This is a genomic window from Streptomyces sp. NPDC046900, from assembly GCF_040644975.1.
GTDB lineage: Bacteria > Actinomycetota > Actinomycetes > Streptomycetales > Streptomycetaceae > Streptomyces.
Genome location: NZ_JBEYXD010000015.1, coordinates 32,279 through 58,483 on the forward strand (window position 1 = coordinate 32,279; position 26,205 = coordinate 58,483).

General features: G+C 68.6%; 25 protein-coding genes and 3 pseudogenes. 15 read left to right on the forward strand and 13 right to left on the reverse strand.

Annotated elements, in window-relative coordinates; translation table 11 throughout:
• Window positions 1–69: 69 nt before the first annotated feature.
• The 6 genes from mrdA (at window position 70) to ABZ904_RS17500 (ending at window position 8,961) form a co-directional block, all read left to right on the forward strand.
• Window positions 70–2,325, forward strand: coding sequence for a penicillin-binding protein 2 (gene mrdA / locus ABZ904_RS17475; protein ID WP_360997732.1), 2,256 nt, complete (start codon window positions 70–72; stop codon window positions 2,323–2,325).
• Complete coding sequence (rodA, locus tag ABZ904_RS17480) at window positions 2,322–3,521, forward strand: rod shape-determining protein RodA (protein WP_359390837.1); 1,200 nt, start codon at window positions 2,322–2,324, stop codon at window positions 3,519–3,521. Before mrdA ends, rodA begins: the two co-directional genes overlap by 4 nt.
• A 128-nt stretch (window positions 3,522–3,649) precedes the next feature.
• On the forward strand, window positions 3,650–5,158 hold the full coding sequence (locus tag ABZ904_RS17485) for a CYTH and CHAD domain-containing protein (protein WP_359390840.1): 1,509 nt from the start codon (window positions 3,650–3,652) through the stop codon (window positions 5,156–5,158).
• 160 nt (window positions 5,159–5,318) lie between these two features.
• Complete coding sequence (locus tag ABZ904_RS17490) at window positions 5,319–7,283, forward strand: TIGR03960 family B12-binding radical SAM protein (protein WP_360997728.1); 1,965 nt, start codon at window positions 5,319–5,321, stop codon at window positions 7,281–7,283.
• A gap of 1 nt (window position 7,284) precedes the next feature.
• Complete coding sequence (locus tag ABZ904_RS17495) at window positions 7,285–7,470, forward strand: hypothetical protein (protein ID WP_359390846.1); 186 nt, start codon at window positions 7,285–7,287, stop codon at window positions 7,468–7,470.
• Between the two features lie 246 nt (window positions 7,471–7,716).
• Window positions 7,717–8,961 carry a PP2C family protein-serine/threonine phosphatase gene (locus ABZ904_RS17500; protein ID WP_360997725.1) on the forward strand — a complete coding sequence of 415 codons (1,245 nt, stop codon included), beginning with the start codon at window positions 7,717–7,719 and terminating at the stop codon, window positions 8,959–8,961.
• 431 nt (window positions 8,962–9,392) lie between these two features.
• Here the strand turns inward: ABZ904_RS17500 and ABZ904_RS17505 are convergent, their stop codons facing one another.
• Complete coding sequence (locus tag ABZ904_RS17505; protein WP_359391185.1) at window positions 9,393–9,656, reverse strand: hypothetical protein; 264 nt, start codon at window positions 9,654–9,656, stop codon at window positions 9,393–9,395.
• Window positions 9,657–9,673: 17 nt separating this feature from the next.
• Window positions 9,674–9,811: pseudogene (locus ABZ904_RS17510) on the reverse strand (NAD-dependent formate dehydrogenase); the annotation flags it as partial.
• A gap of 307 nt (window positions 9,812–10,118) precedes the next feature.
• Here ABZ904_RS17510 and ABZ904_RS17515 point away from each other — a divergent pair.
• On the forward strand, window positions 10,119–11,033 hold the full coding sequence (locus tag ABZ904_RS17515) for a hypothetical protein (protein ID WP_360997723.1): 915 nt from the start codon (window positions 10,119–10,121) through the stop codon (window positions 11,031–11,033).
• Between the two features lie 108 nt (window positions 11,034–11,141).
• On the opposite strand, the gene ABZ904_RS17520 is transcribed toward ABZ904_RS17515, so the two are convergent.
• The 4 genes from ABZ904_RS17520 to ABZ904_RS17535 form a co-directional block, all read right to left on the reverse strand.
• Window positions 11,142–12,344, reverse strand: a complete 1,203-nt coding sequence (locus tag ABZ904_RS17520; protein WP_361824046.1) for a cytochrome P450 — start codon at window positions 12,342–12,344, stop codon at window positions 11,142–11,144.
• 39 nt (window positions 12,345–12,383) lie between these two features.
• Window positions 12,384–13,778, reverse strand: a complete 1,395-nt coding sequence (locus ABZ904_RS17525) for an FAD-dependent oxidoreductase (protein ID WP_360997719.1) — start codon at window positions 13,776–13,778, stop codon at window positions 12,384–12,386.
• Window positions 13,768–13,995 carry a ferredoxin gene (locus ABZ904_RS17530; RefSeq protein WP_086722359.1) on the reverse strand — a complete coding sequence of 76 codons (228 nt, stop codon included), beginning with the start codon at window positions 13,993–13,995 and terminating at the stop codon, window positions 13,768–13,770. Before ABZ904_RS17530 ends, ABZ904_RS17525 begins: the two co-directional genes overlap by 11 nt.
• 290 nt (window positions 13,996–14,285) lie before the next feature.
• Window positions 14,286–14,723: a glutaredoxin domain-containing protein gene (locus ABZ904_RS17535; protein WP_360997742.1), complete on the reverse strand. Its 438-nt coding sequence runs from the start codon at window positions 14,721–14,723 to the stop codon at window positions 14,286–14,288.
• Window positions 14,724–15,022: 299 nt separating this feature from the next.
• Between ABZ904_RS17535 and ABZ904_RS17540 the strand changes: the two genes are divergently transcribed.
• From ABZ904_RS17540 to ABZ904_RS17555, 4 genes and pseudogenes are all read left to right on the forward strand, one after another.
• A complete protein-coding gene (locus tag ABZ904_RS17540) occupies window positions 15,023–16,273 on the forward strand; it encodes a CopD family protein (RefSeq protein WP_361824049.1) in 1,251 nt (416 codons plus the stop codon).
• A gap of 202 nt (window positions 16,274–16,475) precedes the next feature.
• A pseudogene (locus ABZ904_RS17545) lies at window positions 16,476–16,562 on the forward strand (50S ribosomal protein L28); the annotation flags it as partial.
• The gene (gene rpsN / locus ABZ904_RS17550) at window positions 16,562–16,867 is read left to right on the forward strand and encodes a 30S ribosomal protein S14 (protein WP_359390878.1); all 306 of its coding nucleotides are present in this window, start codon (window positions 16,562–16,564) and stop codon (window positions 16,865–16,867) included. The pseudogene ABZ904_RS17545 and the gene rpsN, both read left to right, overlap by 1 nt.
• Window positions 16,868–17,297: 430 nt before the next feature.
• Complete coding sequence (locus tag ABZ904_RS17555) at window positions 17,298–18,779, forward strand: multicopper oxidase domain-containing protein (protein ID WP_359390881.1); 1,482 nt, start codon at window positions 17,298–17,300, stop codon at window positions 18,777–18,779.
• Between the two features lie 91 nt (window positions 18,780–18,870).
• Here the strand turns inward: ABZ904_RS17555 and ABZ904_RS17560 are convergent, their stop codons facing one another.
• Both ABZ904_RS17560 and ABZ904_RS17565 read right to left on the reverse strand, forming a co-directional pair.
• A complete protein-coding gene (locus ABZ904_RS17560; RefSeq protein WP_360997712.1) occupies window positions 18,871–19,758 on the reverse strand; it encodes an alpha/beta hydrolase in 888 nt (295 codons plus the stop codon).
• A gap of 69 nt (window positions 19,759–19,827) precedes the next feature.
• On the reverse strand, window positions 19,828–20,418 hold the full coding sequence (locus ABZ904_RS17565) for a TetR/AcrR family transcriptional regulator (protein WP_361824054.1): 591 nt from the start codon (window positions 20,416–20,418) through the stop codon (window positions 19,828–19,830).
• Window positions 20,419–20,596: 178 nt separating this feature from the next.
• Between ABZ904_RS17565 and ABZ904_RS17570 the strand changes: the two genes are divergently transcribed.
• From ABZ904_RS17570 to ABZ904_RS17585, 4 genes and pseudogenes are all read left to right on the forward strand, one after another.
• Window positions 20,597–21,229, forward strand: coding sequence for an isochorismatase family cysteine hydrolase (locus tag ABZ904_RS17570; protein ID WP_361824057.1), 633 nt, complete (start codon window positions 20,597–20,599; stop codon window positions 21,227–21,229).
• A gap of 440 nt (window positions 21,230–21,669) precedes the next feature.
• Window positions 21,670–22,350 carry a flavodoxin family protein gene (locus ABZ904_RS17575; protein WP_359390890.1) on the forward strand — a complete coding sequence of 227 codons (681 nt, stop codon included), beginning with the start codon at window positions 21,670–21,672 and terminating at the stop codon, window positions 22,348–22,350.
• Window positions 22,351–22,454: 104 nt separating this feature from the next.
• Window positions 22,455–22,709 (forward strand): hypothetical protein, encoded by a 255-nt coding sequence (locus tag ABZ904_RS17580; RefSeq protein WP_359390893.1) that lies wholly within the window; start codon window positions 22,455–22,457, stop codon window positions 22,707–22,709.
• 441 nt (window positions 22,710–23,150) lie between these two features.
• A pseudogene (locus ABZ904_RS17585) lies at window positions 23,151–23,321 on the forward strand (S1 RNA-binding domain-containing protein); the annotation flags it as partial.
• A gap of 80 nt (window positions 23,322–23,401) precedes the next feature.
• On the opposite strand, the gene ABZ904_RS17590 reads toward ABZ904_RS17585, so the two are convergent.
• The 5 genes from ABZ904_RS17590 to ABZ904_RS17610 form a co-directional block, all read right to left on the reverse strand.
• Window positions 23,402–23,755 carry a hypothetical protein gene (locus ABZ904_RS17590; protein ID WP_359390896.1) on the reverse strand — a complete coding sequence of 118 codons (354 nt, stop codon included), beginning with the start codon at window positions 23,753–23,755 and terminating at the stop codon, window positions 23,402–23,404.
• A gap of 168 nt (window positions 23,756–23,923) precedes the next feature.
• Window positions 23,924–24,364: an SRPBCC domain-containing protein gene (locus ABZ904_RS17595; protein ID WP_360997705.1), complete on the reverse strand. Its 441-nt coding sequence runs from the start codon at window positions 24,362–24,364 to the stop codon at window positions 23,924–23,926.
• An 87-nt stretch (window positions 24,365–24,451) separates the two neighbouring features.
• Window positions 24,452–24,790, reverse strand: coding sequence for a metalloregulator ArsR/SmtB family transcription factor (locus tag ABZ904_RS17600; protein WP_359390902.1), 339 nt, complete (start codon window positions 24,788–24,790; stop codon window positions 24,452–24,454).
• Window positions 24,787–25,251 carry an SRPBCC family protein gene (locus ABZ904_RS17605; RefSeq protein ID WP_360997702.1) on the reverse strand — a complete coding sequence of 155 codons (465 nt, stop codon included), beginning with the start codon at window positions 25,249–25,251 and terminating at the stop codon, window positions 24,787–24,789. The genes ABZ904_RS17600 and ABZ904_RS17605 overlap by 4 nt, the downstream gene beginning before the upstream one ends.
• Window positions 25,252–25,440: 189 nt before the next feature.
• A complete protein-coding gene (locus ABZ904_RS17610; RefSeq protein WP_359390908.1) occupies window positions 25,441–26,136 on the reverse strand; it encodes a DUF899 family protein in 696 nt (231 codons plus the stop codon).
• Between the last annotated feature and the right edge of the window lie 69 nt (window positions 26,137–26,205).

A 26,205-nucleotide genomic window follows, 5' to 3' on the forward strand; every position in this document is an offset into this window, starting at 1 on the left:
AGGGGGCGGCAGCAGTGACCGACATCCAGCCGTCTCCCACCACCACCTTCGACGGAATGGGCCTCGCCCATGACTAACATCCCCGAGACCGGCCGGACCCCGCGCGTCCAGATCCGGCTCGTCGTGATCCAGATCCTCGTTCTCTCCCTCCTCGGCACCCTCGGCGGCCGGCTGTGGTTCCTCCAGATCCGCAGCGGCGCCGAGTACGCCAGGGAGGCCTCCGGCAACCACGTCCAGCAGGTCGTCCAGCCCGCCGTACGCGGCGACATCCTGGACGCGCGCGGTGTCCCGATCGCCGACAACGAGGCGCGGCTCGTGGTGTCCGCCTCGCGCACCGACCTGCTGAAGATGAAGGATGACGGCAAGGGGGTCCTCACCAAGCTGGCCGGCGTCCTCGGCATGAAGCCCCAGGAGGTCATGGACAAGGTCCGCCTCTGTGACTCCTCGACGCCGCAGCCCTGCTGGAACGGCTCGCCGTACCAGCCGATCCCCATCACGGACGAGGCCACCCCCAAGCAGGCCCTGCAGATCCGCGAGCGCTCCGAGGACTTCCCCGGCATCACCGCCGACCCCGAGGCCCTGCGCCGCTACCCGAGTCCGGGCGAGGCCAACACCGCCCAGGTCCTCGGCTACCTCTCGCCCGTCACCGACGGCGAGATCCAGCAGGCCAAGGACACCGACTCGCCCTTTCTGCGCTCCGACATGGTCGGCCGCTCCGGTCTCGAGCGCCAGTACGACAAGGTGCTGCGCGGCAAGGCCGGCGTCACCCGCTACGAGGTGGACAACCTGGGCCGCGTCATCGGGAAGGCCAAGAGCGACGCCGCCGAAGCCGGTTCCAACCTCATCACCAGCATCGACGCCCGGGTCCAGCGAGTTGCCGAGTACGAGCTGGACAACGCGATGAAGATCGCCCGCAGCCAGTTCGACAAGGTCACCGGCGAGAAGTACAAGGCCGACTCCGGCGCTGTGGTCGTGATGGAGGCCAAGACCGGCCGCATCGTGGCCATGGCATCCGCCCCGACCTACGACCCGAACGTCTGGGTCGGCGGCATCTCCGCCAAGGACTACAAGCAGCTCACCGGCAAGAACTCCGACTACCCGCTGCTCAACCGGGCCATCCAGGGGCAGTCGGCGCCCGGCTCGACCTTCAAGGTGGTCTCCACGGCCGCCGCCATCGAGGCCGGCTACCCCTTCGACGGCAACTACCCGTGCACCAGCTCGTACTCGGTCGGTAGCCAGGTCTTCAAGAACTTCGAGGGCGAGAACTTCGGCCCGATCTCGCTCGGCCGCGCCCTCGAGGTCTCCTGCGACACCGTCTTCTACGGCCTCGCCGACAACGAGTGGAAGAAGGACGGCGGCATCAACCCCAAGAAGGGCCAGCCCAAGGACTACTTCTACAAGGCCGCCCACCAGTTCGGCCTCGGTAAGCCCACCGGCATCGACCTGCCCAACGAGGTCTCCGGCCGCGTCCCCGACCGCCAGTGGAAGCAGAAGTACTGGGAGGCCAACAAGGACGCCTGGTGCAAGACCGGCAAGAAGGACGGCGACTACGTCCAGAAGATCGCGTACGAGAACTGCCTCGAGGGCAACAAGATGCGCGAGGGTGACTCGATCAACTACTCCATCGGCCAGGGCGACACGCTTCTGACCCCGGTCCAGGAGGCCGTCATCTACTCGGCGATCTCCAACGGCGGCACGATGTGGAACCCGACCATCGGCAAGGCGATCGTCAGCCCCGACGGCAAGACCGTGACCGAGATCAAGCCGAAGTCGCACGGCAGGCTGCCGATCGACGGGAAGACACGGGACGTCATGAACGAGGCCCTCGCGGGTGTCGTCACCCGTGGTACCGCCGCGTGGAAGTTCGGCGGCTGGCCGCAGGACAAGATCCCGCTGCACGCCAAGACCGGTACCGCCGAGGTCTACGGCAAGCAGACGACGTCCTGGCTGGCGACCTACTCCAGCGACTACGCGGTCATCATGACGATCGCTCAGGCCGGTACGGGTTCCGGCGCCTCCGGTGAAGCCGTCCACAACATCTACGACGCCCTGTACGGCGTCCAGAAGGACGGCTCGATCGACAAGAAGAAGGCGCTGCTGTACACCCCGCAGAAGGACCTGCCCAAGATCCAGCCCGACGGGTCGATCGTGGCGCCGAAGATCGAGAAGTACGACCCGAAAGCGGACCAGGCGAGCGGACAGGACCAGCAGGGGGGAACGCCCACCGACACCCCGTCGGCCACCGTCCCCTCACCGACCGCGAGCAACCGCACCACCCGCAGGGGCACGGCCCGCCCTAAGAAGAGGCGAAGGATCCTGACGTGACCGGAGCGAACAACTTCTCCGTCTCCCGGTACGGACCCGAGAGGGCCGGCTGGTCCCGGATCTTCGCCCGCGACAGCCTGGCCCGCCGCCTCGACTGGCCCATACTGATGTCGGCCATGGCGCTGTCCCTGATCGGCACGGTCCTCGTCTATTCGGCGACCCGCAACCGCACCGAGATCAACCAGGGCGACCCCTACTACTTCCTGATCCGGCATCTGATGAACACCGGCATCGGGCTCGTCCTGATGATCGGCACGGTGTGGCTCGGTCACCGCACCCTGCGCACCGCCGTGCCGATCCTGTACGGCATCTCGGTGCTCCTGATCCTCATGGTGCTCACCCCCCTCGGCGCGACGGTCAACGGCGCCCACGCCTGGATCGTGCTCGGCGGCGGTTTCTCCCTCCAGCCCTCCGAGTTCGTGAAGATCACGATCATCCTGGGCATGGCGATGCTGCTGGCCGCAAGAGTCGACGCGGGCGACAAGCCCTACCCGGACCACCGGACGGTGGCCCAGGCCCTCGGCCTGGCCGCCGTGCCGATGCTGATCATCATGCTCATGCCCGACCTGGGCTCGGTCATGGTCATGGTGATCATCGTGCTGGGCGTGCTGCTCGCCTCCGGGGCCTCGAACCGCTGGGTGTTCGGCCTCATCGGCGCGGGCGCCCTGGGCGCCATCGCCGTATGGCAGCTGCACATCCTGGACGAGTACCAGATCAACCGGTTCGCCGCCTTCGCCAACCCCGATCTGGACCCGGCGGGCGTCGGCTACAACACCAACCAGGCGCGCATCGCCATCGGCTCCGGCGGGCTCACCGGGGCCGGCCTCTTCCACGGCTCACAGACGACGGGCCAGTTCGTGCCGGAACAGCAGACCGACTTCGTCTTCACGGTCGCGGGTGAGGAGTTGGGCTTCCTGGGCGCCGGACTGATCATCGTGCTGCTCGGCATCGTGATGTGGCGGGCCTGCCGGATCGCCCGCGAGACGACCGAGCTCTACGGCACGATCGTCGCCGCCGGCATCATCGCCTGGTTCGCCTTCCAGTCCTTCGAGAACATCGGTATGACCCTCGGCATCATGCCGGTCGCCGGACTGCCGCTACCGTTCGTCTCCTACGGCGGCTCGTCGATGTTCGCGGTCTGGATAGCGGTAGGCCTGTTGCAGTCCATCCGCGTGCAGCGGCCGCTGTCGGCCTAGAGCGCGGAGAGGGTGCCGAGGCCCGCTACGCGCGGCGTGTGTCCGAGAAGCACTGAGGGAGAGGCATGGTTCGAGACGGGGGCCGCAGGCTCTGCCCCTTCGGCCCCCGTCGGTACTAGATTCAGTGCATGGCGGACACAAAGCGGGAAATCGAGCGGAAGTACGAGGTCGGGGCCGGGGACGAACTGCCGGATCTGACCAGCATCGCCGGTGTCTCGGCCGTCGTCGACAAGGGGGTCGCCGAACTCGACGCCACCTACTACGACACGGCCGACGAAAGGCTGGTCGGCGCCTCTCTGACCCTGCGCCGCCGCACGGGCGGGAGCGACGCCGGCTGGCACCTCAAGCTGCCGGTCGCCGATGGCGTCCGCGACGAGGTGCACGCCCCGCTCTCCGACTCCGTCCCCGCCTACCTCTCCGGCCTCGTGCGTTCCCGCGTCCGCGACGCCGCCCTCGTCCCCCTCGTCCGCCTGCGCTCCGCCCGGAACATCCGCCACCTGGTCGACGCCGACGGCACCCTGCTCGCCGAGGTCAGCCTCGACCGCGTCCGCGCCGAGCGGCTCAGCGGGGACAAGGGCACCGCCGAATGGACCGAGATCGAGGTCGAGCTCGCGGACGACGGTGACCCCTCCTTCCTCGACAAGGTCGACAAAAAGCTCCGCAAGGCAGGCGTGAACCGCTCCTCCGCCCCCTCCAAACTGGCCAGGGCACTGGAGGAGACCGGGGACGGCACCGGACCCGCCGCGGCCGCCGAACCCGAGCCGCCGGCCACCGCGGGCGACCACGTACTCGCCTACGTCCGCGTCCAGCGCGACGCGATCCTCGAAATGGACCCCGCGGTCCGCCGCGACGTCTTCGACTCCGTCCACTCCATGCGCGTGGCCACCCGACGGCTCCGCAGTACGTTCCGCTCGTTCGGCAAGGTCCTGGACCGCGGCATCACCGACCCGGTCGCCGACGACCTGAAGTGGCTGGCCGGCGAACTGGGCATCGACCGCGACAGGGAAGTCCTCACCGAGCACCTGACGACCGCACTGTCCGGGCTGCCCCGCTCCCTGGTCTCCGGCCCGGTCCAGGGCCGCCTGCGCACCTGGTCGGAGGCCCGGCGCGGCGGCTCCCGGAAGCGGCTGATCTCCGTCCTGGACGGCGACCGCTACCTGCGGCTGCTGAACGCCCTGGACGCCCTGATCGCCGACCCGCCCCTGCTCGAAGCGGCCGCCGGGGATCCGTCGAAGGTGATCGCCAAAGCCGTGCGCAAGGACTTCGGCAAGGTCGCCGTCCTGGTCGACCAGGCCCTGGACCTGCCGCCGGGCTCCGACCGCGACGTGGCCATCCACGAGGCCCGCAAGAAGGCCAAGCGCACCCGGTACGCCGCCGAGGCCGCCGCGCCCGCGCTCGGCAAGCCCGCCGAGGTCCTGGTCAAGTCGATGAAGTCCCTGCAGACCATGCTCGGCGACCACCAGGACAGCGTGATGGCCAGGGAGACCCTGCTGGAACTGTCCGCCCTGGCGCACGCGGCGGGGGAGAGCACCTTCACCTACGGCGTTCTGTACGGGCGCGAGGAGCAGCGCGCGGCGGCCGCGGAGGCGGCACTGCCCGAGGCCTGGCGGACGGCGGAGGACGGCGCGCGCCTCTGAGCGGACCGAGGCGCTGGGGGCGCGTGCGCGAGCGCGCCGGGCGCTCGTGGGCGAGCGCCCGCGGCCGCCTGAGCCGTCCGGGCGTCCGAAGAGGCGGCGCGATCGCGTTAGGCTTGATGGTCACCCCTGTCCGTACCGTCCAGCTCACGAAAGTCGCGAGATGTCTGCCGAAGCCGCCAAGTCGGTGTTCCCGCAGCTCGAAGCCCTGCTTCCGCATGTGCAGAAGCCGATCCAGTACGTCGGCGGAGAGCTCAACTCCACGGTCAAGCCGTGGGAGGCCTGTGACGTGCGCTGGGCCCTCATGTACCCCGACGCCTACGAGGTCGGCCTGCCCAACCAGGGCGTCATGATCCTCTACGAGGTCCTGAACGAGCAGGAGGGCGTCCTCGCCGAGCGCACCTACAGCGTGTGGCCGGACCTTGAGGAGCTGATGCGGGAGCACGGCGTCCCGCAGTTCACGGTGGACAGCCACCGCCCGGTGAAGGCCTTCGACGTACTGGGCCTGTCCTTCTCCACCGAACTCGGCTACACGAACATGCTCACGGCCCTGGACCTCGCGGGCATCCCGCTGGAGTCCAAGGACCGCACCCTGGACGACCCGATCGTGATGGCGGGCGGCCACGCGGCCTTCAACCCCGAGCCCATCGCCGACTTCATCGACTGCGCCGTGATCGGCGACGGTGAGCAGGCGGTCCTGGAGGTCACGAAGATCATCCGCGCCTGGAAGGAGGAGGGCCGCCCCGGCGGCCGCGAGGAACTCCTCTTCCGCCTGGCCAGGACCGGCGGGGTCTACGTCCCGGCCTTCTACGACGTGGAGTACCTCTCCGACGGCCGTATCGCCCGCGTCGTCCCCAACAAGTCGGGTGTCCCATGGCGTGTGTCCAAGCACACCGTCATGGACCTGGACGAGTGGCCCTACCCCAAGCAGCCCCTCGTCCCGCTCGCGGAGACCGTCCACGAGCGCATGTCCGTCGAGATCTTCCGCGGCTGCACCCGCGGCTGCCGCTTCTGCCAGGCGGGCATGATCACCCGCCCGGTGCGCGAGCGCTCCATCACGGGCATCGGCGAGATGGTGGACAAGGGCCTGAAGGCGACGGGCTTCGAGGAGGTGGGCCTGCTGTCGCTGTCGTCGGCCGACCACTCGGAGATCGGCGACATCGCCAGGGGTCTGGCGGACCGCTATGAGGAAGACAAGATCGGCCTCTCCCTCCCGTCCACCCGCGTGGACGCCTTCAACATCGACCTGGCGAACGAACTGACCCGCAACGGCCGGCGTTCGGGCCTCACCTTCGCCCCCGAGGGCGGCTCGGAACGCATCCGCAAGGTCATCAACAAGATGGTCTCGGAAGACGACCTGATCCGGACGGTCGCCACCGCCTACGGCAACGGCTGGCGCCAGGTGAAGCTCTACTTCATGTGCGGCCTGCCGACCGAGACGGACGACGACGTCCTCCAGATCGCCGACATGGCCATGCACGTGATCCAGAAGGGCCGCGAGGTCTCCGGCTCGAACGACATCCGCTGCACGGTCTCGATCGGCGGCTTCGTCCCCAAGCCCCACACCCCCTTCCAGTGGGCCCCGCAGCTCTCCGCGGAGGAGACGGACGTCCGTCTGGAGAAGCTCCGCGACAAGATCCGCGGCGACAAGAAGTACGGCCGTTCGATCGGCTTCCGCTACCACGACGGCAAGCCCGGCATCGTCGAGGGCCTGCTGTCCCGCGGCGACCGCCGGATCGGCGCGGTCATCCGCGCGGTCTACGACGACGGCGGCCGCTTCGACGGCTGGCGCGAACACTTCTCCTACGACCGCTGGATGAGCTGCGCGGACAAGGCGCTGGCGGACTTCGGCGTCGACGTCGACTGGTACACCACCCGGGAGCGCACCTACGAGGAGGTCCTCCCCTGGGACCACCTGGACTCGGGCCTCGACAAGGACTGGCTCTGGGAGGACTGGCAGGACGCCCTCGACGAGACGGAGGTCGAGGACTGCCGCTGGACGCCGTGCTTCGACTGCGGGGTGTGTCCGCAGATGGACACGCACATCCAGATCGGCCCGACGGGACAGAAGCTGCTGCCGCTGACGGTGAAGAACGCGGCGCCGGCGACGAGCGGTCACGCGCACTGACGTGAGCGAGGCACTCGACCGGGTGATTGAGGCGCTGGCGGGGGCGAGCGAGGACGAGGTGGCGACTGTGCTGGCTGCGGCCGGCGCTTCGCGTCCTCGCTCGTCGGTGTCGGTGGTTTCCCTCAAGACGCCGCTGCCGGACCCTGCAGGCGCTTCGCAGATCGTCTCCGAAGTGGAGTGGGTCTGAGGCCGTGACAGGCTTGCGCCAGTCTGTGCGCGACCAGTTGGGCCCCTTCCCAGATTGGGAGGGGGCTCGTTGCTGTCTCCGTCTCGGCTGGCCGAGCCGGGCGGCGCCCGCGCTCATGGCTCCGCCCAGCCTGAAGCCTGGCATCGGCCTGGGCCGACATGCCGCGCATGGAGCAATAAGCCGCTCGGGCGGGCTTCTCAGGTCACGTTGTGCGCAGGCGGTGACCGGGGTAGGGGCAGGAAGGAGATGGTGAACGGGGCCATGGGCGAGGAGATCGCGGAGGACCGCTCGGAGGGTTTCGGCGAGCGGCTGCTCGGTGTGCTGCTGGACAGAGCGCCGCATTTGCCTCCGCAGCTGATCGCCCCGCTGATCGCGGAGGAGGTGGCCATGATCGGAGGCCGTGATGTCTCCATCCTGCTCCAGGACTACGCGCAGGAACTGCTGGTACCGCTGCCGGGCAGAAAGCTTCACGTCAGCCAACCCCAGCCGGTGATTGACTCCCCCGCCGGCCGGGCCTTTCTGCGCGGGCAGGCCGTCGAGGTGCCGCAGGCCCACGATGGTGTCCGGATGTACCTGCCGCTGCTGGACGGCAGCGACCAGGTGGGCGTGATGGCCCTCACCCTGAATGCCGTCGGCGCAGACGACCGGCGCCTGCTGAGGCGGCTCGCCAGCCTGGTCGCCGACCTGCTGGTCACCAAGAACGCCTACACCGACGAGTTCTTCCGGACCCGGCGCCGGGAGCCGATGAGCGTGTCCGCGGAGATCCAGTGGAGCCTGCTGCCGCCGCTGTCGATGTCCGTGCCGCAGGTCGAGGTGGCCGGCATGCTGGAGCCCGCCTACCGCGTCGCCGGCGACAGCTTCGACTACGCGCTCAACGACGACATCCTGCACGTCGCCCTGATCGATGCGATGGGGCACGGTCTGGACGCCGCCACGATGGCGACTGTGGCCATCGGCGCCTACCGGCATGCCCGGCGTGTGTTCATCGGCCTGGCTGAGAAGTACGCGTTCATGGACGATGCCATCTCCCTGCAGTTCGGCCCCGACCACTTCGTCACGGCGCAGCTGATGCAGATGAACATCGCCACCGGTGCGATGGAGCTGGTCAACGCGGGCCACCCCGCGCCACTGCTGGTCCGCAACGGCCGGGTGGTGCGGCAACTGGAGTGCGCGACGACGCTGCCCGTCGGCTTCGGCGGTGAGGTGCCCCGGATCAGAGAACACACGCTCCAGCAAGGCGACCGCGTGCTGTACTACACCGACGGCATCATCGAGGAGCACGTCGCTGGCGGGGAGCCGTTCGGCGAGGAACGCCTCACCCGCTGCGTCAATCGCCTGGGGAAGGAGCCGTCAGAGGGGGCACGGGCGGATCTGCGCCGGCTCTCCCACATGCTGAAGAGGGAACGCGGCGGGCACACCAGCGACGACGCCACCCTTTTCATGATCGAGTGGCGCGGAGGCGCCGCCGACCACCTCGCGGTTCTTGACTGAACACCGTGGCGCGGATGCGGGTGGCTACCTGCCCGCAGATGGATACTTGGGTACAAGTAGGCCCAACCGGCAAGAAGCTGCTGCCGCTCACAGTGAAGAACGCTGGTCCGGCGCCCGCTTCGAGTGGTCACGCGCACTGAGGTGGGCGAGGCACTTGATCGGGTAGTGGAGGCGCTGGCAGGGGTGAGTGAGGAGGAGGTAGCGGCTGCGCTGGCTGCTGTCGGCGTTTCTGGACGTCGGCTGGCAGTCCCGAAGCAGAGCCTCCCTACGCCCCTGCCCGAGTCGGCAGGCTGCTCGCGCATTCGCTCAGAGGTGGAGTGGGTCTGAGCTCGCTGCGGTGTCGGGCGTCGATCTGCACTGGCCGGACACCAGGAGATCGACTCGACGACCGGACCGGTATTCCGGCAGTGCGCGGATCCGGCCGCGATTGGTCACTTTCCGTCGACGTCGGGCTGGATCTCCAGCGTGAAGACCGCGTCCTCGGGGCCGGTGCCTTCTTCGCCCGCCCACACGATCACGCGCACGTGCTGCTCGCTGACGCCGTTCACCTTCCACTCGGTCACAAGGTCGGTGACGACGAGGGCGGCGACGAATTTGGCGTCCTCGCTCCGGGACTCGGTGGTGACCCTTCCCCGCCACCGGTGGGAGGGGCCGCCGTGGGGGCGCCAGCCGTGCGAGCCGTGTGGCTCCTCCACTCGATACGCCCACACCCGCGGACCAGGGACAACGTCATCATGACGACATGTTCGGCGACGCTGATGCTGTTGCAGTACGTCACTTCGGCGACCGTTACCCCGTGTGCTATCGCCGCGTCGAGGTCCACATGGTCGGAGCCGATGCGGCGACCGGACGGTTCTCCATGTCGGTGGGAAGGGCGAAGGCCATGATCATGCCTGCTTTCGTGACGGCTGCTGTGAGGGCGCACACCGGCCACCCCAGTCTCGGCAGCGGCCTGGTCGGACAGCGACTGGAGCGGGCCGTACGAGGGCGGCAGACGTGAAGCACCTGCGGGGAAGGCCTGCCCGGTCCGCTCTCCGCCTCTCCGTTGTGCCCGGTCCCTTCCTCGGGTGGCCCAACGGGAGTCGCGCGGCAGCGCGGATGGGACTGCGATGGAAGGCGCAAGGAGGCCACCGAGGAGAGACGCGAGGGGTGCCGAGGTGTGGGACGAACTGGTGGTGCTGGCGGCCGTGTCCGGGAGCATTCTGCGCGTCGGCATCGCGGACGGACGGGTGGAGACGCTGGTCGCGGATGCGGGCTCGTTCCCGGACGGGATCGTGGTCGAGTCCGGGACCGTTTACTGGACGACGATGGGCACGCCGACCGTCGATCCCGCCAAGGGCTCCGGGGAGGCAGCGCAGGACTTCTCCCGGCGTAACGGCGGCCTGCACGCGATGCACCTGGACGGTACCGGCCGGCGGGACGTGGTCCCGCCCGGCACGATCACCACTGGTAAGCAACTGACGTCGGACGGCGCCGGGTTCTTGTACTGGTGCGACCGGGAGGGCCGCCGGGTCGGTGGGGTGCGGACAGACGGCAGCGGCCTGACCGACCTGGTGGTCAACCCGCCCGGCGACATCTCCCAGGAGTGCGTGGGCGTGGCGGTGGATCCCGTCCACGGATACCTCTACTGGACGCAGAAAGGCCCCGCCAAGGGCGCCAAAGGCCGTATCTTCCGCGCCGGCCTGGAGCTGCCGACGGGGGAGAGCCCGGAGCGGCGCACGGACATCGAACTGCTCTGGTCCGGCCTGCCCGAGCCGATCGACCTGCACCTCGACGGCGACTGGCTCTACTGGACCGACCGTGGCGCACCGCCGGGCGGAAACACGCTCAACAGGGCCTCGATCCCGGCAGCGGGAGCATCGGGCGAGCCCCCGCAGATCCTGGCGAGCGGCTTCGCCGAGACGATCGGGCTGGCTGTCGACCCGGCCGCCGGCGTCGCCTATGTGTCCGATCTGGGCGGTCACATCCGCGCCGTTCCGCTGCCCGGCGGCCCGGCTGAAGACGCAGGGGAACATGACATCGCGTCCCTCTCCCGTCCACTGACGGGGATTGCGGGTCTCAGCAGCCGCTGAACGCCGGCAACGCCACGGCTCTTTCACGATCCGGCTGAGTTGCGCGACTCCCACCCCGGTCGTGGTCGTCTCGATCTTCGAGGGTCGGGATGAGAGATTCCGCGGCGCTCAGGCCGTGACGCCGTCGATCGCCACGGGAAGGTGACGGGGGCCGCGCAGCACCGCGTTGGCCCGGTACGGCGGCGGGTCTTCGAGCAACCGGGAGAACTTGACCCGGCGGAACAGTTCGGGCACAGCCAGATGGAGTTCTATCCGGGCGAGAGGGGCGCCGAAGCAGTAGTGGATGCCGGTGTAGAAGCCCAGGTGCTCGTTGTCATTGCGGTCGGGGTCGAACCGGTCGGGGTCCTTGAAACGCTTGGGGTCGCGGTTGGCCGCGGCCAGCATGAGCCAGACCGGCGAGCCCTTGGGGATCGTGGTGCCGGCGACGTCGATGTCGGCCAGGGCGGTGGTCCACGGGACGAACTGGACCGGGGGCTCGTACCGCAGCACTTCCTCGATGAGCGGGACGGCCAGCTCCGGCTCCTTCTGGAACCGCTCAAGGATGCCGGGGTGGCGCAGCAGGGTCAGGGTCGTATTGGTGATCGCGTTGACGGTGGTCTCGTGGCCGGCGACCAGGAGCAGCACCGCGGTGGCCTCCAGGTCTTCCGGTGTCATGTCGGGGGCGAGCGCGCTGAGAATCCCGGGGCCGGGGTGGCGGCGCTTGGCCTCGATCAGGTCGGACAGGTAGGCGCCCAGGTCCTGGCGCGCCTGCTGCCCCTTTGCCTGGCCTTCCTCGCCGGCTTGTGGATCGAGTGACGACGCCAGGGCATCGGCCCAGCCGTGGAAGCGCGGTTCGTCCTCGCGCGGCACGCCGAGGACCTTGCAGATGGCGGTGACGGGCAGGGGGTAGGCGAAGTCCTCGACGATGTCGACCTGGTCCTTGCCTTCGAAGGAGTCGAGCAGCTCGGTGACGACCTTGGACAGGTCTCCGCGCAGGTCGTCGAGGAACCTGGGGCTGTGCGGGGGACCGAACGGCCGGTTGATGGTGTCGCGCAGCCGGTCGTGTACCGGCGGGTCGGTGAAGATGAAGCTCGGCGGCAGGCCTGTGTCCTCCGCTTCCGCTGTGCGGGCGTAGCCGGATGGACGGTTCCTCGTGTCGTTGCTCAGCCGCGGGTCGTTGGCCAGGCTCCGCACTTCGTAGTAGGTGCTGACCAGGTAGGTGCCGTCGTCCTCGCGCCTGACCGGTGTCTTGCGCAGTTCCGCGTACAGCGGGTACGGATCGGCTCGATTGGCGTAGTCGGTGATCTGCGCGGAGATGGTGCCGGACGTCATGGCGTCTCCTCGGGGCTCCGGGCGGCACAGGGCCGGTGATCAGGCATATGACGGCACGAACTCGACACGCCGCTCGCTCGGTGAGTGACCCGTCAGCGTGACGGTGGGCCCGTGGGTGGGCAGGTGGGGGTCGGGGAAGGCCGGGTCGACCGGCTGCAGCGTCTCGGTTCGGCGGTCGACCGAGCGGTACTCCGGCGGGAAGGGCGCTCCGGCCGCGATCTGCTGCTCGTAGAACCCCAGCCACTTGCCTCCGTCGAAGGACGCCGCGGCGATGACGCGGCCGCGGTACCCGTACACCGCCACGAACCGCGCTTCAGCGAGCGCCCCCTGGGCGACGATCAGCTGGTCGGCCAGCGGGGGAACACCCACCGACTTGATGTTGACACCGAACTGGGACGACCAGAACATCGGCAGCCACAGGTGAGGACGGCGGTCCGGACCTGCACAGATCATGTTGTGGGCGGCGATCTCGGCCTGTTCGACCGCGTTGCCCCAGTGCTCCAACGCCAGGAACTGGTAATCGAACAGCGGGTGGGGGCTGCGTGCGACGTCTCCGGCGGCGTAGATGTCGTCGGTGACGATGCCGTTGACGTCGAACACCCGGCATCCGGCGTCGCATGCGATCCCTCGGGGACCCGCGGCCACACCCGAGCCGGCGAGCCATTCGGTGTTCCGCATGGCACCGAGCGAGACGACCGCCACCTCCACGTCGATCGCCGAACCGTCGGACAGATGGGCGCGCCTGAGTCGTCCCACGTAGTCGCCCTCCAGGGCAGTGACGCTGATGCCGCAGCGGAGGTCGACGCCGTGCTTGCGCTGCAGCCCGTCCGCGACCGCGCCGACCACTCCGCCGAGTGCGCCCACCAGCGGTGCGGGACCGCGTTCGGCGACTGTGACCTCGAGGCCCAGTTCCCGGCAGACGGAGGCGACTTCGGAGCCCGTGAATCCGGCGCCGATCACCAGCACCCGGGACACGCCCCCGGTCAGCTTCCGGTGCAGGCGTGCGGAGTCGTCGCGGGTACGCAGCACGAACACCCCGTCCAGCGTGGCCTCTTCAGGGTGGATCCAGGGTCGCGCTCTGGTCCCGGTGGTGATCAGCAGGCGGTCGTAGGGGACGGTGTCGCCGTTCGCCAGGCGTACCTGCTTGGCGTCCCGGTCCAGGCCTTCGGCGGCGACACCCAGACGCCATTCGGCGTCGATGTCACGCCGCCGCGGCAGCACGGTGTCCTCGGGCCGTGCCCGTCCGAGCAGCGCCTGCTTGGACAGCGGCGGCCGGTCGTAGGGTTCGTACGGCTCGTCGCCGATCATGGTCAGCGATCCGGTGAAGCCCTGGTCGCGCAAGGTCTCCGCCGCGCGCAGGCCGGCCAGCGAGGCTCCGACGACGACGATGTGGCCCTGGCGCCGCAGGACCTCGACGTCCGTGTCAGCCGACATGGGGCTCCACACCCTTCGTCGGCTCGTCCGAGTAGTCGACGAGAATGGCCTGAACCGGGCAGGCGGCAGCCGCCTTCTCCACCCGGTCGCGCTGTGCCTCGTCGAAGCGAGGGGAGAACAGCAGCGCTTCGTCCCCGTGCAGGGAGAAGACGTCCGGGGCGAGGAAGACGCACTGCGCGAATCCCTGGCACCGGTTGAGATCGACGACAAGCCTCATCTGGAACCCGCTCCCTGATCAGGCCGCGGTCGCCACAAGCTCCCGCAGCCCTTGCGCTCGGTCCACACGATCTGTTGGCATGCCTCACCAACAGAATCGACTCCCTCGGAGCGGCACGCAAACCGGAGCGGCGGCTTAAGAAGCCGTCTCTCCATCGAAGGGGATCGGCGGACGGACACGGGACCGACGGGGTAGTAGCCGCTGCCGCCGACGGTCAAGAACGCGGCACCGGCTCCTGCTGCGCGTGGGCACGCGCTCTGAAGTGCGGCCCCTGGCGACACCGCTCCTGATCACACCGAGCGGGAAAGCTGTTCACGCACCCATGAAGGATCGGGGTTGACGTACGGCTGACCCGCCACGATGACAGTCGGCACGGTTTCATTGCCCTCGTTGACCGCCCTCACCGCTGCCGCTCCAGCCGGGTCACGCCAGATGTCGACCCAATGCAACTGGCGGGCGCTACGGCCCAACCGGATGCGCAGCCGCAGACAGTACGTGCAGCCCGGCCGCCAGAAGACGACCGGCCGTCCGTCGACCGCGCTGCGGCTCTGCGCCTCCAGCGCACCGATCGACCTCGGGAAGATCAGGGGTGAGTTCACGCCTGCGAGCAGCACGAACACCAGCAGGAGTACGGCGGCTGCGGCGAGGTTCTCACTGCGGATCAGCCCGGTCGCAACGACCGAGCCGCAGAGGACAAGCAGTATCGGCAGGATCCAGGCGCGCGTCATGGTGACGCAGGCTATCGACATGTCGAAATGCTTCGAACCAGGACGGTTGGGTTTGTTCGCCGCCGAGCGCACTCCCTGGCCGTCCTGGGGCCGTTGAAGGGCGCACGGCACCCACCCCGGGGGACGCGCACGGCATCCACCCCGGGGGCGCGCACGGCACCGCCCACCCCTCTCCCGCCCTGTCCGCCTGGACTCGCCGATTTGAAGAATCCTTGAAAGAGCAACCATTGGTCATTCAACTTAGGAACGCCTGACCTAACTTCACTCTGGATGTTCCTCCCTCCCAAGGACGGTCGACCATGCCCCCGCTCAGCCCGTTTCCGCCTGCCTTGCCGCTCGCCGTGGCGCCGCCCTCGACTCCCCTCGGCCCGTTCGAGGACAGCGCCGTCGCGTGGGCGGCCTGGGTGACGTTGATGGGCTTCGTCGGCCTGACGGCGCTTGCGCTCGTGGCCGTGGGACCGCCCGCCCGCCGGACCGGACCGGACACGCTCGCTGCGGTGACGGCCCGTCTGTCGCGCGCGGCGGTGGTGCTCGGGCTCCTGGCCGTACCTGCCGTCCTCACCGGGCTCGCCCATGGTCCGTCGGAGGACGGTGGCGGTTACGACTACGGTGCGGCGTGGAGCGCGCTGTACGACGGCAGCAACGCCGGGCGTCTGTCCGGGCTGGAGGTCACCCTCGTCCTCGCCGGTGCCGTGGTGCTCGCTCCGCTCTGCGCACGCCGGGTGGCGGCAGGTGCGGCCCGGACTTGGTTGCTGGCCGTCGCACTGGGCGCCGGCGCGGTGGCCTTGGGGACCACCAAGTTCCCGGGCGAGGCACCGGAGGACTGGGGCCGCACCATCTTCGAGACGCTGATGTGGATGCTGCACCTGCTCGGCGGTGCGGTCTGGCTGGGTGGACTGGCGGGCCTGGCGTTGCTCGCCCTGCCGGGCGCGGTCGGCCCCGCCGACCGGGAAGCGTTCTGGTCGCCGTCGATACGCCGCTTCTCCGCCGCCGCCATGAGCTGCGTCGCCGCCATCGCCCTTTCGGGTCTGTTCCTGTACTGGGAGCATGTCGACGGTCCCTCGCAGCTGCTCACGACCATGTACGGGCGCGTGCTCGGCGTGAAGATCCTCATTTTCGGCGTCCTGCTGCTCCTCGGCGCCTTCAACCAGTTCTGGCTGCACCCGAGGATCGACGCCCTGCGTGCCGCGGGCGACGTACGCCCGCTGCGCACGGTCCGCGTCCGGGAGTTCCCCGTCGTGGTGACGGTCGAGACACTCCTCGGGATGGTGTTGTTGTTCGTCGCGCCGTTCCTGCACGGCTCGGCGCGCAACCAGGCCTTCCAGGCCGATGTGGCCAGGCACTCCGCGGTCCTTCCGGACGAACTGCCCAAGCTCCCGCCCAAGGAGGTCGGCGCGTCCACGTGGATCTGGGGGACGGTCGAAACTCTTGTCCTCGTCGCTCTGTTGGTCGCGGGCTACTGGTTCTCCGGCAGGCTCGCCCGCCGGCGTGCCGCGGCCGCGGCGGGCGCCACGACGAGCAACCCGGGCGACCTCGTCCAGGCGTCGTGAGACGAGGCCCCCGGCTTGGGTGGCGAACCGTCAGAGGCTCACCCCGCTGCGGCCATACAAATCGGCCCGACCGGGATGAAGCTCGTGTGGCGCGGTCTGTCCCTCACCCGCCCGGTGGCGGCGGTATGACCTGAGCCGCGGACGGCGAAGGCCAAGGGTGGCTTCCTGGGGCCGCCCACGGTCTCGCTCATATCCACGCCTCCTCTCCGCCAAGGGCATCAAGACGGTCGACATGATCGGCATCGAGGCCGCGGTGGCCCGCATCCGCGCCCGGGGAGGGAAGGTCTGATGGCGAAGAAGAGCAAGATCGCGAAAAACGATCAGCGGCGCCGGACCGTGACCCGCTTTGCCGCGCGCCGCGCTGAACTGAAGGCGATCATCTCGTCGCCCGGGACATCCGACGACGAACGCGCCGCCGCACAGAGGGAACTGCGCCGGCAGCCCCGCGACGCCAGCGCCACCCGCCTGCGGAACCGCGACGCGGTGGACGGGCGCCCCCGCGGCCACCTTCGTGCCTTCGGCCTGTCCCGCATCCGCGTACGCGAGCTGGCCCACGCGGGCGAGCTCCCCGGCGTGACCAAGAGCAGTTGGTGACCCGCACCGGATCCGCTCACCATGGAAGGTCGCACCACGGCCTGTCCTGAACGAGGCGCCCGCGCGGGTGGCAACCCCGAGTCGGGTGACCTCAGCCGGCCTCGCTCCGCTGCGCGCCGGCGGGGCGAGCGAGGACGAGGTTGCCGCAGGCATGGACGAGCGGGCCCCTTTCCCCGTTGGTGACGGTCGACGAGGGCTTGCGACGTCGGAGTGTGCTGCGGTCGGTCCACGCGCATTCAGGGCGTCGGTGCCCTGTCGCTGCGAGCAGGTGTGCCAGTCGGCGTCGTCGCGCCCTCGGCGCATCCGGGCCGCTGCCGGGCTAGATTTCTCTGCTGTACCAAATTGGCAGCACATAGCCGGATTTCCGCGCATGTGTAACCGACCCGTGTCCGCCGGCATTGCCCCAGGGAGCGGGGAAGGGAGCAGAGTCGTGCCGATCTCTCGTCGCGATGCCCTCAAACTGGGCGGCGTGTCGCTGCTGGCCGGGGCGGGTGCCCCCGCACTCACCGCGTGCGACTCCTCGGGGTTGTCCGGCGCGGCCGCTCCCGCGGGGAAAGCGGACTACACGGTGCGGATCGCGAAAGGCCGCGTCGAACTCGCGCCGGACACGATCGTCTCCACCACGACGTACAACGGGCAGTTCCCCGGCCCACTCCTGCGCTTCGCGGAAGGCCGCCCGGTCGTGGTCGACGTCCACAACGACACCGGCATCCCCGAACTGCTGCACTGGCACGGCCAATTCGTCCCCGCCGAAGTGGACGGCGCGTCCGAGGAGGGCACCCCGTTCATCCCCGCGCACGGGATGCGGCGCCTGTCCTTCACTCCCGGACCGGCCGGTTTCCGCTTCTACCACACCCATGTGGCAGCCCGGGGTGACCTGACCCGCAGCACGTACACCGGTCAGGCAGGCCCGGTGTACATCGAGCCGAAAACCAACCCCGGGGCCTACGACCAGGAAGTGTTCCTGACACTGAAGGAGTTCGAGCCCTCCCTCAGTCACGGCGGAGACATGGCCCAGAACTTCCTGGCCGGCTCCCCCCTGCCGGACCTGAAGAGCCAGGGCGAGAAAGCGATGGCCGACTCACTGGCCCGGGGGATGCCGCACGGCTACGAAGTCGGCTACCGGGCCTTCAGTGTCAACGGCCGCAAACTCGGCCACGGCGAGCCGATCAAGGTCAAGTCCGGGCAGCGCGTGCTGCTCCACGTCCTCAATGCCAGTGCCACGGAGATCCGCAGCCTTGCCCTGCCCGGCCACACCTTCAAAGTGGTCGCGCTCGACGGCAATCCGGTACCCCGGCAGGCCGACGTGCCGGTGCTGTGGATCGGCACCGCCGAACGCGTCTCGGCCCTGGTGGAGATGAACCATCCGGGTGTGTGGGTGCTGGGAGATCTCTCTGACGACGACCGGAACGCCGGCATGGGCACGGTGGTGGAGTACGCCGGCCGCGGTGGATCCCCGCAGTGGATCGCACCACCCGCATTCACCTGGGACTACCGCACTTTCGCCCATCCCGGCGGTACCACCCGGCAACCCGATCAGGCGATCGACCTGCTGGTGGAGAAACAGAACGCAGCCGACAAGGGATTCAACATCTGGACCCTCAACGGCGTTCCTTTCAACATGGACACCAACGAGCCGGTGATGGATGTCGAGCGCGGCAAGCGATACCGGCTTCGGTTCCGCAACGCCACCGACGACATCCATCCCCTCCACCTGCACCGCCACACGTTCGAGGTCACCCATATCGCCGGAACTCCCACCCACGGCCTGCGCAAGGACGTCGTCATGCTCGGCGGCTACCAGAGCCTCGACTTCGACTTCACCGCCGACCAGCCGGGGCTGTCCCTGTTCCACTGTCACCAGCAGCTCCACATGGACTTCGGCTTCATGATTCTGCTGCACTGCTCCTGACATCGTCTCCGGGGCCGCAAAGCCTTGCAGTCGGAGCCTCGTAGGTCCTATCCGTCTCACCTGCGGGAAGGCCGAGTGATCTCAGAAGTGGTCAGGTGAACGGGATCTCGGAGTCCAGGAATCGGGCGACGTGGGCGCAGAAGAGCTCCGGGTACTGGAACAGCGAGCCATGTCCGGAATCCGGGTAGATGATCAGCTGGGATTGCGGAATGTGCTGTGCCAGAATCCACGAGTTGATCGTGGGGACCATGATGTCGTTGTTCCCGTTGACGACCAGCGTTGGCTGACCGATGCGCCGGAGTTCGGCGAACCGTTCTCCACGCGCGGTGTTCCAGTCGGCCCGGAGCGCATTCTGGGCACGGACACTGTCGGGGCCCGACTCCGGGTCCACATCGACGGTGCGTTCGTGTCGGCGCATCCAGAATTCCCGGCCGGCGTCGCGGCTCGCGGACGACGGGCCGAAGAACAGGTAGAGATAGTCTTCTTCGGTCAGCACATCGTGGGACGCAACCTCGGGGACCCGTTCCCCGAGACCCGTCATCTCGCCGGCGCGAGGCTTCGTGCCGACGAGGACCAGGCGGCATACCAGGTCGGGACGGGCGAGTACCAGTGCCTGGCTGACATACCCGCCGACTGAGAATCCCAGCAGGTCGACCTTGCCGATCTCGAGCGCCGTCAGAAAATCTGCGACGTTCTCGGCGAAACCTTCGGCGGTCTCCGGTGTCCGGCCACTCGACGCTCCCACGCCGGCGTTGTCGAACAGGATGACGGGCCGCTTCGCGGCCAGCCCGTCGACGTCAGTGGGGTGTGGGAACAGAAGATCGCCGCTCTGGCCGCCCACGCAAGCCAGGGTGACGCCGCAGCCCTGCACGCCTTGTTCAGCGTGGCCGACGCCGCCGACCAGGTGGAGGAGTGCATGCTGGCCAGGCCCGGACGGACCGGCGATGCCATAGAGAGCGCCCTGTTCGCCGGTATCCACGGGACCTGAGCGCGCACCCCGCCGACAGTGGACGGCGGCAGCCGCCCGGCGTTGAGTGCGCCGTGCCCGTCAGGCGGATGCAGACGATTCGATGTGTGTACGCGCCGACTCGAGGATTCTCTCGGAGAGGACCGGATCGGCATCCGCCACGGCCCGCGCCAGTGTGAGGGCGCCGATCATGGTGGACAAAGTGGCGAAGTCGGGCGCGGAGCTCTGCTCCTGGTCCGGCGCGTCCAGCTTCCTGAGGCGCGCCAGTGACTCCGCCATCCCCGTGATGCCGGAAGCGAAGATGTGCTGGAGCTCGACGGGGCTGCGGCTGGCGTCACGCGCCAAGGCCCCGACGGTACACCCGTCCTCCGGCCTGTCCCTGTGCTCAGCCGAGACATAGTCCCGCACGAATCGCTGCAGCAGAGGGGCCGTGTCCGCTCCCTGGTCTCCGGTGCCGTCCGCCGCCACGGCCTCGACGGCGGCGACGCTGTCGGCCACTCCGCGTTCGCAGACGGCCGCCTCCAGCGCGTCCTTGGAGCCGAAGTAGCCGTAGAAACCCCCGTGGGTGAGCCCTGCGGCCTTCATCACATCGGAGATCGTCACATCGTCGAAGCCGCGCTTCCTGAACTGCTGACCTGCGCTGACGATGATGCTCTCACGGTTTGCGGTCACTTGCTCACGGGATGCACGCATGGCTACCTCCGACCGGGCCGGCTGTCGCTTGACACTTTACATGACGATCATCATGATTAAATTATTCATGATGATCATCATGTAAAAGCCTCGGGATCTACCCCGACAGCTCTGCGGCGCCGCCCGCGCCCGCGGCCCGCACAACGAGAGGAAACCCGTGAACACTCGCAGCTACCCCCCTGAGCGGACGGCACTGGTCGTGGTCGACGCCCTCAACGACTTCCTCGCCGAGGACGGAAAGCTCAGCGCGCAGATAGGACCCATGCTGGACAAGCTGGACCTGCGTGCCCAGCTGGACCGCCTGATCGCAGGTGCGCGCGAAGCGGGCGTCACGGTCTTCTACGCGCCGCACGGCCTGAACGCCGACGCCTTTACCGACATCAAGCACGTCCTGCCGCGATTCCAGTTCGCGGTGGACAACCAGGTCTTCTGGGAAGGCAGCTACGGCGCCGACTTCTACCCGCCGCTGCGGCCGCAGGACGGTGACGTCGTCGTCGGCCGGCACCACATGTTCGACTCGTTCGCCGGAACCGACCTCCACGAGCAGCTCCGCAACCATGGGATCGAGAAGGTGGTCCTGGCCGGTCTCACCTCGCAGACCTGCATCGAGGGCACGGGGCGGCACGCGCTGGAAGCGGGCTACCACGTCACCTTCCTCACGGATGCCGTGGCTGAGTTCACTGAGGAAGCCCACCGTGCCGCGCTGGAAATCTCCTATCCGACCTTCGGGCACGAGGTCGCCACCATCGACGCGTTCCTTTCCGCCGTCGAGCCCGCCAAGGCCGCCTGACAGCCGTTCACCGTCCCGATCGGCCGGCGCAGGCCCGTACCCGCCCGGCGACACACCAACGATCCAGCGCCGCGGCCGCGGCGGACGGGTCGCCGGCCGGCGTGGCGGGGTGACGGCTCCACCTCACTGGGCCGAACAGGCCCCGTGTCACCACCCGGCGGCAGAAGTCCGGGCAACGCCCTCCGCCTGCAGGACTGTTGTGCCGCATTGCCTCTGATCGCGGCAGCCGGTGCCCCCATGGGGTGACACCGATGCGGCCACGACCCACACCATTGCGCAGCTCTCCCGGGCATGTGCCGAACGCGCCGGTGCGCATCCTTCTGGCACTCACATGCTTCCTGTGCTGCCTCATCCGGCCGTCGTGTCACCTGTATGGCCCCCCGGTCGCTCCACCCCGTCCGCACGTGCGGACATCGACCGCAGTTCAGAAAGGTGTCCCCATGGCCACAGTCGCTGCTGTCTACCACTCCCCGAACGGACACACCCGTGCGCTGGCCGAGCACATCGCACGTGGCGTGAAGAGTGTGCCGGGTGTCGACGTGCATCTGATCGAGATCCGTGGCGACCAAGTGTCGGAAGGCCGATGGTCGGACGCGGCAACGATGGAGCTGCTGAAGGATTCCGACACGATCGTGTTCGGTGCGCCGACCTACATGGGCAGTCTGTCGGCGGTGTTCAAGGCGTTTCTGGAGGGCGCGTTCTATCCGTTCCTCGGACAGGAATGGAAGGACAAGCTGGCCGGCGGCTTCACGCACTCCGCGTCCCAGAACGGGGACAAGCTGTTCTCTCTGCAGCAACTCGCCGTCTTCGCCGCACAGATGAACATGCAGTGGATCTCGGTCGGCGACTCGGCCGGCAACAACTGGACCGGCGGAACGATCTACGACGTCAACCGTCTGGGCTCCTGGCTCGGCGTGATGGGGCAGACCAACGTGGACGAAGGCCCGGACGTGGTCGGCGCGCACGGCGACATGGTCACCGCCGAACGGTACGGCACTCGCCTGGCCGAACTCACCGCTCGCTGGGTGCATGGGCGGGAGTACGAGATCCAGCACCACACGCTTGAGGACTTCCGGGAGATCTCGGCGCGCAGTGCGGCTGAGGCGAAGACCCGGATGTGAGCTGCTCCCGGTGCCGGCGACGTCTGTTGGAGCGAGCTCGAACCGCTCGGGTACGTCATGCCGGGGGTGTCTCCCATGTCAACACGAGAACCAGGAGGTGGTCGATGTATCTGCACGTGACAGGAACGGTTACCGACCCGAGCGGGCTGGCCGCTCACGCGGAGGGCGAGGCCCGGGTACTGCGGGAGCTGAAGGCGGACGGCGTTGTGCTCTCGGCGTTCCGCCGCCACGACCGGCCCGGCGCATTCCTCCTGGTGGAGGCCGAGAGCCTGCAGGACGCGCAGGACAAGTTGGGACGGCTTCCCTACGCGGAGAACGGGCTGCTGACCTTCGAATACATCGAGATCAGCGGGCTCTGAACCCTGCCGCTCGTGGCGTCCCGATCGGCTCGGCTGCGTCTCCATCGGTGAGGCCGTTCGTGTACATGAAGATCAGGCAGCCCGGATCTGTGGTGATCTCGAAGCTCCGGTACGGAACGGGAGCGGGGAAGAGCCCGGTGGCACTCCCGGCGGGGCGGCAGTGGTCCGCGCTCAGCCGTCGCCAAGGCCCTGGTCGACGCGGAGCCGGGGACTCTGGCCTGGTTCTCCTTCCGGCTCGGACCCAGCTCCTTCCGGAGCTTCGATGCCGTCGAGACAGAAGAGGACCGCGAAGCGCATCACCAAGGCAAGGTGCGCCAACAGATCGAGGCCCGCGGCGCCGAGCTGTTCAGCGCACCGCCCACGATCACCTCGGTGAACGTACCCGCGGCCAAGCTCCCTGGCGGGGCGGCTGATGAGCGGACCGGTTGACGAGCCGATCGGGGGGAAGCCCGGCTGTCCCTCCGGGCGACTCAGCCGGACCCCTTCATGGTGTTCGCCGACGGCGTCGCGGTGGGCCGGACACTGCGCGGGCCAGTGACCAAGGTGGTCCCCTTCGGCTTCTTCGTCCAGGTCGCGGACGGGGTCGAGGGCCTTGTCCCGCTGCGCGACCTCGGTTCGGACTGGCGGTGACCGTCAGCAGGATGCGGCACCGCATGCTCGACGACGGTCTTCAGCCCTGAACACGAACCGGGTCACGCGGGCCGGGACGGGTTCGTCCGGGCATCTTCAGCCTGCGCGGCTGCCTGCCGCAGTGCCTGCCGCAGCTCGCGGATCTCCGGGAGGCCGGACAGGGCACCGTCCGGGCCGCGATAGACCCGGCAGGTCAGCCCGGGAACCCGATCCGGCTCGCCGAACGGATCCCACCCGTTGATCAAGAACGTCGGCGACCCCAAGAACCTCAACTCGGCAGCCAGTTCCGGACTGCCGATCATACGGGTGCCGACGTTCACGTCCGCGAGTCCGAGATCGGACAGAGCCCGAGTCAGCAGGTCGCGTGCCGCAGCTTCGTTGGCGCAGTCCGGTACCACCAGCAGCTGGACGTTCATGCCTCCACCCTCAGCCAAGCTCGGGAACGTGCGGCAACGGTTGCCGTAGGGTCCAAAACAAGCACATGCGACATCTTGGCACTGGCTCCTGCGGGAGCCAACTCGGCACCTCTGCCCTGCTGTGTTCGCGCTGCTTGTCGAGCCTTGCCCGGACATGACGGGCACGGTCTAGTGCCAGTTGCTGATCCTGACATCGTGCGGCGCGGGTTCGCCCTTGCCCGTTTCGACCAGCTTCTTGAGGCTCATCAGGAAGGTCGCCCACTTGGTGCTGCAGTGGTACATGAACTCCACCGGCTCCTTCCAGCCCTCGTGCCGGAACAACACGATGGTGAAGCCGTCCTCCTGCTTCAGCTCGAAGTGGATCCGCGTGCCGATCCACTCGTCGGGCCCGTCGACGACTTCCCAGAGCACGCGGTCGGCGGGCTGAGCCTCCAGGACCTTCATGTCGAACCCGCCCGGCACGAAGCGAAATCGGAGGACTCCTCCGGCCTTGCCGTCGCCGTCCGTGTCCTCGGTCCACCAGCTCGCCAGCCCCTCGACCGTGGTCAAGGCCGCGTAGACGTCGTCGGGAGACGACGTGACTCCGATCCTGTGCAGGATGTCCACCATCTCGCTGCCTCTTTCTCGTGTAGGCGCCCGCACTCGGGCGCGGTTGGCCGGCGCCGCCACGGACGTGCGGCGTTCGTTCGTGAGCGGTCAGCTCTCCCGGGTGCGCTGGATTGCCTCGGCGATCCGCTTGATGCGCTGCAGCCGGGCGTCCCAGGTGGCCCCGACCGCCGACAGCTGCGCGACCGCGCGGGCAAGCTGGGCCTCGTCCACGTCGTAGCGGCGCTCGCGCCCGGACGGCGTGACGTGAACCAGTCCGACCCGGTCGAGGACGCCGAGGTGTTTGGCGACCGCCTGCCGCGTGACCGGCAGCTGCTCGCTCAGCGTGGTCGCCGTTCCGCCGCCGTCGGTCAACAACAGGTCGAGCATCCGCCGACGGGTCGGGTCCCCCACCGCCGACCAGAGCTCGTCGTCGATGGTGACGCTCATCGCGCCGCCACCAGCCGGGCGACGTAGGTGACCAGGCGGGGCAGGAAGTGGTCCCAGCCGGTGACGTGCTGGCGGTACTCCTCTTCGAGCACAGCCGCCTCCCAGCCCTTCTCCCGGAACCCCGTCTCGGTGAAGCGCAGCAGTGTGCCCGCACCGGACGGGACCAACTCGAAGGTCACCAGGAGGGAGTTGGCCGATGTCGCGGCCTCACCCTCGTCGTACACCCACCGGAAGGAGAACCGCCGGGGCGGGTCGGCCTCCAGGACCGTGAGTGGTACGACCGTCGCCTCCGGCGCAGTCCTGTCGCCGAACGTGATGACCCCGGTGGCGCCGGGCACCGGCTCGAGTTCGGCTTCGTCCGGCCACCACTCCCGCAGGTGTTCGGGCCTGCTGATGACCTCGTAGACCACCTCGGGCGTGGCTTCGATGTGGATCTCCCGCTCGATGCTGCCGTACTCCACCGGATTTCCCCTCTCGCAACCTTTGGTTGCGTATCACGGTAGAGCGTTTCCCGGGAATGCGCAACCATTGGTTGCTTTAGGCGGGTGGACAGCGGCGTTCCGAGCGGACTGCCGCATGCCGACCCGGACCCGCACCAGTGCGGCACCCGCTTGCCCGGCGTCGGCGACGCCGGGCAACGGTCGCCCCGTTCAGCTGCCGTCGGCGCCCGGGCCGTAGGCCGCGGCGATGTCCTTCGACGTCGCCCACCGGCTGTAGGTGGGCGACTGAGGCCAGCCCTCGGGCGAGTCCTGCCATTCCTCCTGCCGTCCGTACGGCAGGAGATCGATCAGCGCGAAGGAGTGACTGAGCTGCTCGGTACCCCTGCCGTTGGTGTGCCAGGTGCGGTAGACGGTGTCGCCGTCGCGCAGGAACACGTTGACCGCGAATCCTCCGTCGGGTGGTGCGCCGACGTCGGCCCCGAACGAGCTGTTCGCCGTCGAGTACCACGGCATCCGGTTGCCGACCCGCTGCTTGTAGGCGAGTGCCTCTTTGATCGGGCCCTGGGTGACGATGACGAATCGCGCATCGTAGTTGTCCAGGAACTCCAGGCGGGTGTACTGCGAGGTGAACCCCGTGCAGCCCGGGCACTGCCATTCCTTGCCGGCGAACCACATGTGGTTGTAGACGATCAGTTGCCTCTTGCCTTCGAAGACGTCCGCCAGCCGGACCGGCCCGTCCTCGCCTTCGAGGGTGTAGTCGGGCATCTCGACCATCGGCAGGCGGCGGCGCTCGGCGGCGATGGAGTCGAGCTCCCGCGTCGCGGCCTTCTCCCGGGCCCGCAGTGCCTCGAGCCGGTGCTCCCAGGTTGCGGCGTCGACGACGGGGGGTAGGGCGTGGGTGGTCATGGTCCCCTCACAGAGCTCGCAGCTTTGGCTTGTACAGAGGTAGACCCCGGCGGGCTCCGGAACTCATCG

Bases quoted from the DNA above. Each gene is read 5' to 3' on its own strand.
- mrdA (WP_360997732.1), top strand. From the start codon at position 70: ATGACTAACATCCCCGAGACCGGCCGGACCCCGCGCGTCCAGATCCGG.
- ABZ904_RS17485 (WP_359390840.1), top strand. From the start codon at position 3,650: ATGGCGGACACAAAGCGGGAAATCGAGCGGAAGTACGAGGTCGGGGCC.
- ABZ904_RS17490 (WP_360997728.1), top strand. From the start codon at position 5,319: ATGTCTGCCGAAGCCGCCAAGTCGGTGTTCCCGCAGCTCGAAGCCCTG.
- ABZ904_RS17500 (WP_360997725.1), top strand. From the start codon at position 7,717: ATGGTGAACGGGGCCATGGGCGAGGAGATCGCGGAGGACCGCTCGGAG.
- ABZ904_RS17520 (WP_361824046.1), bottom strand. From the start codon at position 12,344: ATGACGTCCGGCACCATCTCCGCGCAGATCACCGACTACGCCAATCGA.
- ABZ904_RS17525 (WP_360997719.1), bottom strand. From the start codon at position 13,778: ATGTCGGCTGACACGGACGTCGAGGTCCTGCGGCGCCAGGGCCACATC.
- ABZ904_RS17530 (WP_086722359.1), bottom strand. From the start codon at position 13,995: ATGAGGCTTGTCGTCGATCTCAACCGGTGCCAGGGATTCGCGCAGTGC.
- ABZ904_RS17535 (WP_360997742.1), bottom strand. From the start codon at position 14,723: ATGACGCGCGCCTGGATCCTGCCGATACTGCTTGTCCTCTGCGGCTCG.
- ABZ904_RS17540 (WP_361824049.1), top strand. From the start codon at position 15,023: ATGCCCCCGCTCAGCCCGTTTCCGCCTGCCTTGCCGCTCGCCGTGGCG.
- rpsN (WP_359390878.1), top strand. From the start codon at position 16,562: ATGGCGAAGAAGAGCAAGATCGCGAAAAACGATCAGCGGCGCCGGACC.
- ABZ904_RS17575 (WP_359390890.1), top strand. From the start codon at position 21,670: ATGGCCACAGTCGCTGCTGTCTACCACTCCCCGAACGGACACACCCGT.
- ABZ904_RS17580 (WP_359390893.1), top strand. From the start codon at position 22,455: ATGTATCTGCACGTGACAGGAACGGTTACCGACCCGAGCGGGCTGGCC.
- ABZ904_RS17590 (WP_359390896.1), bottom strand. From the start codon at position 23,755: ATGAACGTCCAGCTGCTGGTGGTACCGGACTGCGCCAACGAAGCTGCG.
- ABZ904_RS17595 (WP_360997705.1), bottom strand. From the start codon at position 24,364: ATGGTGGACATCCTGCACAGGATCGGAGTCACGTCGTCTCCCGACGAC.
- ABZ904_RS17600 (WP_359390902.1), bottom strand. From the start codon at position 24,790: ATGAGCGTCACCATCGACGACGAGCTCTGGTCGGCGGTGGGGGACCCG.
- ABZ904_RS17610 (WP_359390908.1), bottom strand. From the start codon at position 26,136: ATGACCACCCACGCCCTACCCCCCGTCGTCGACGCCGCAACCTGGGAG.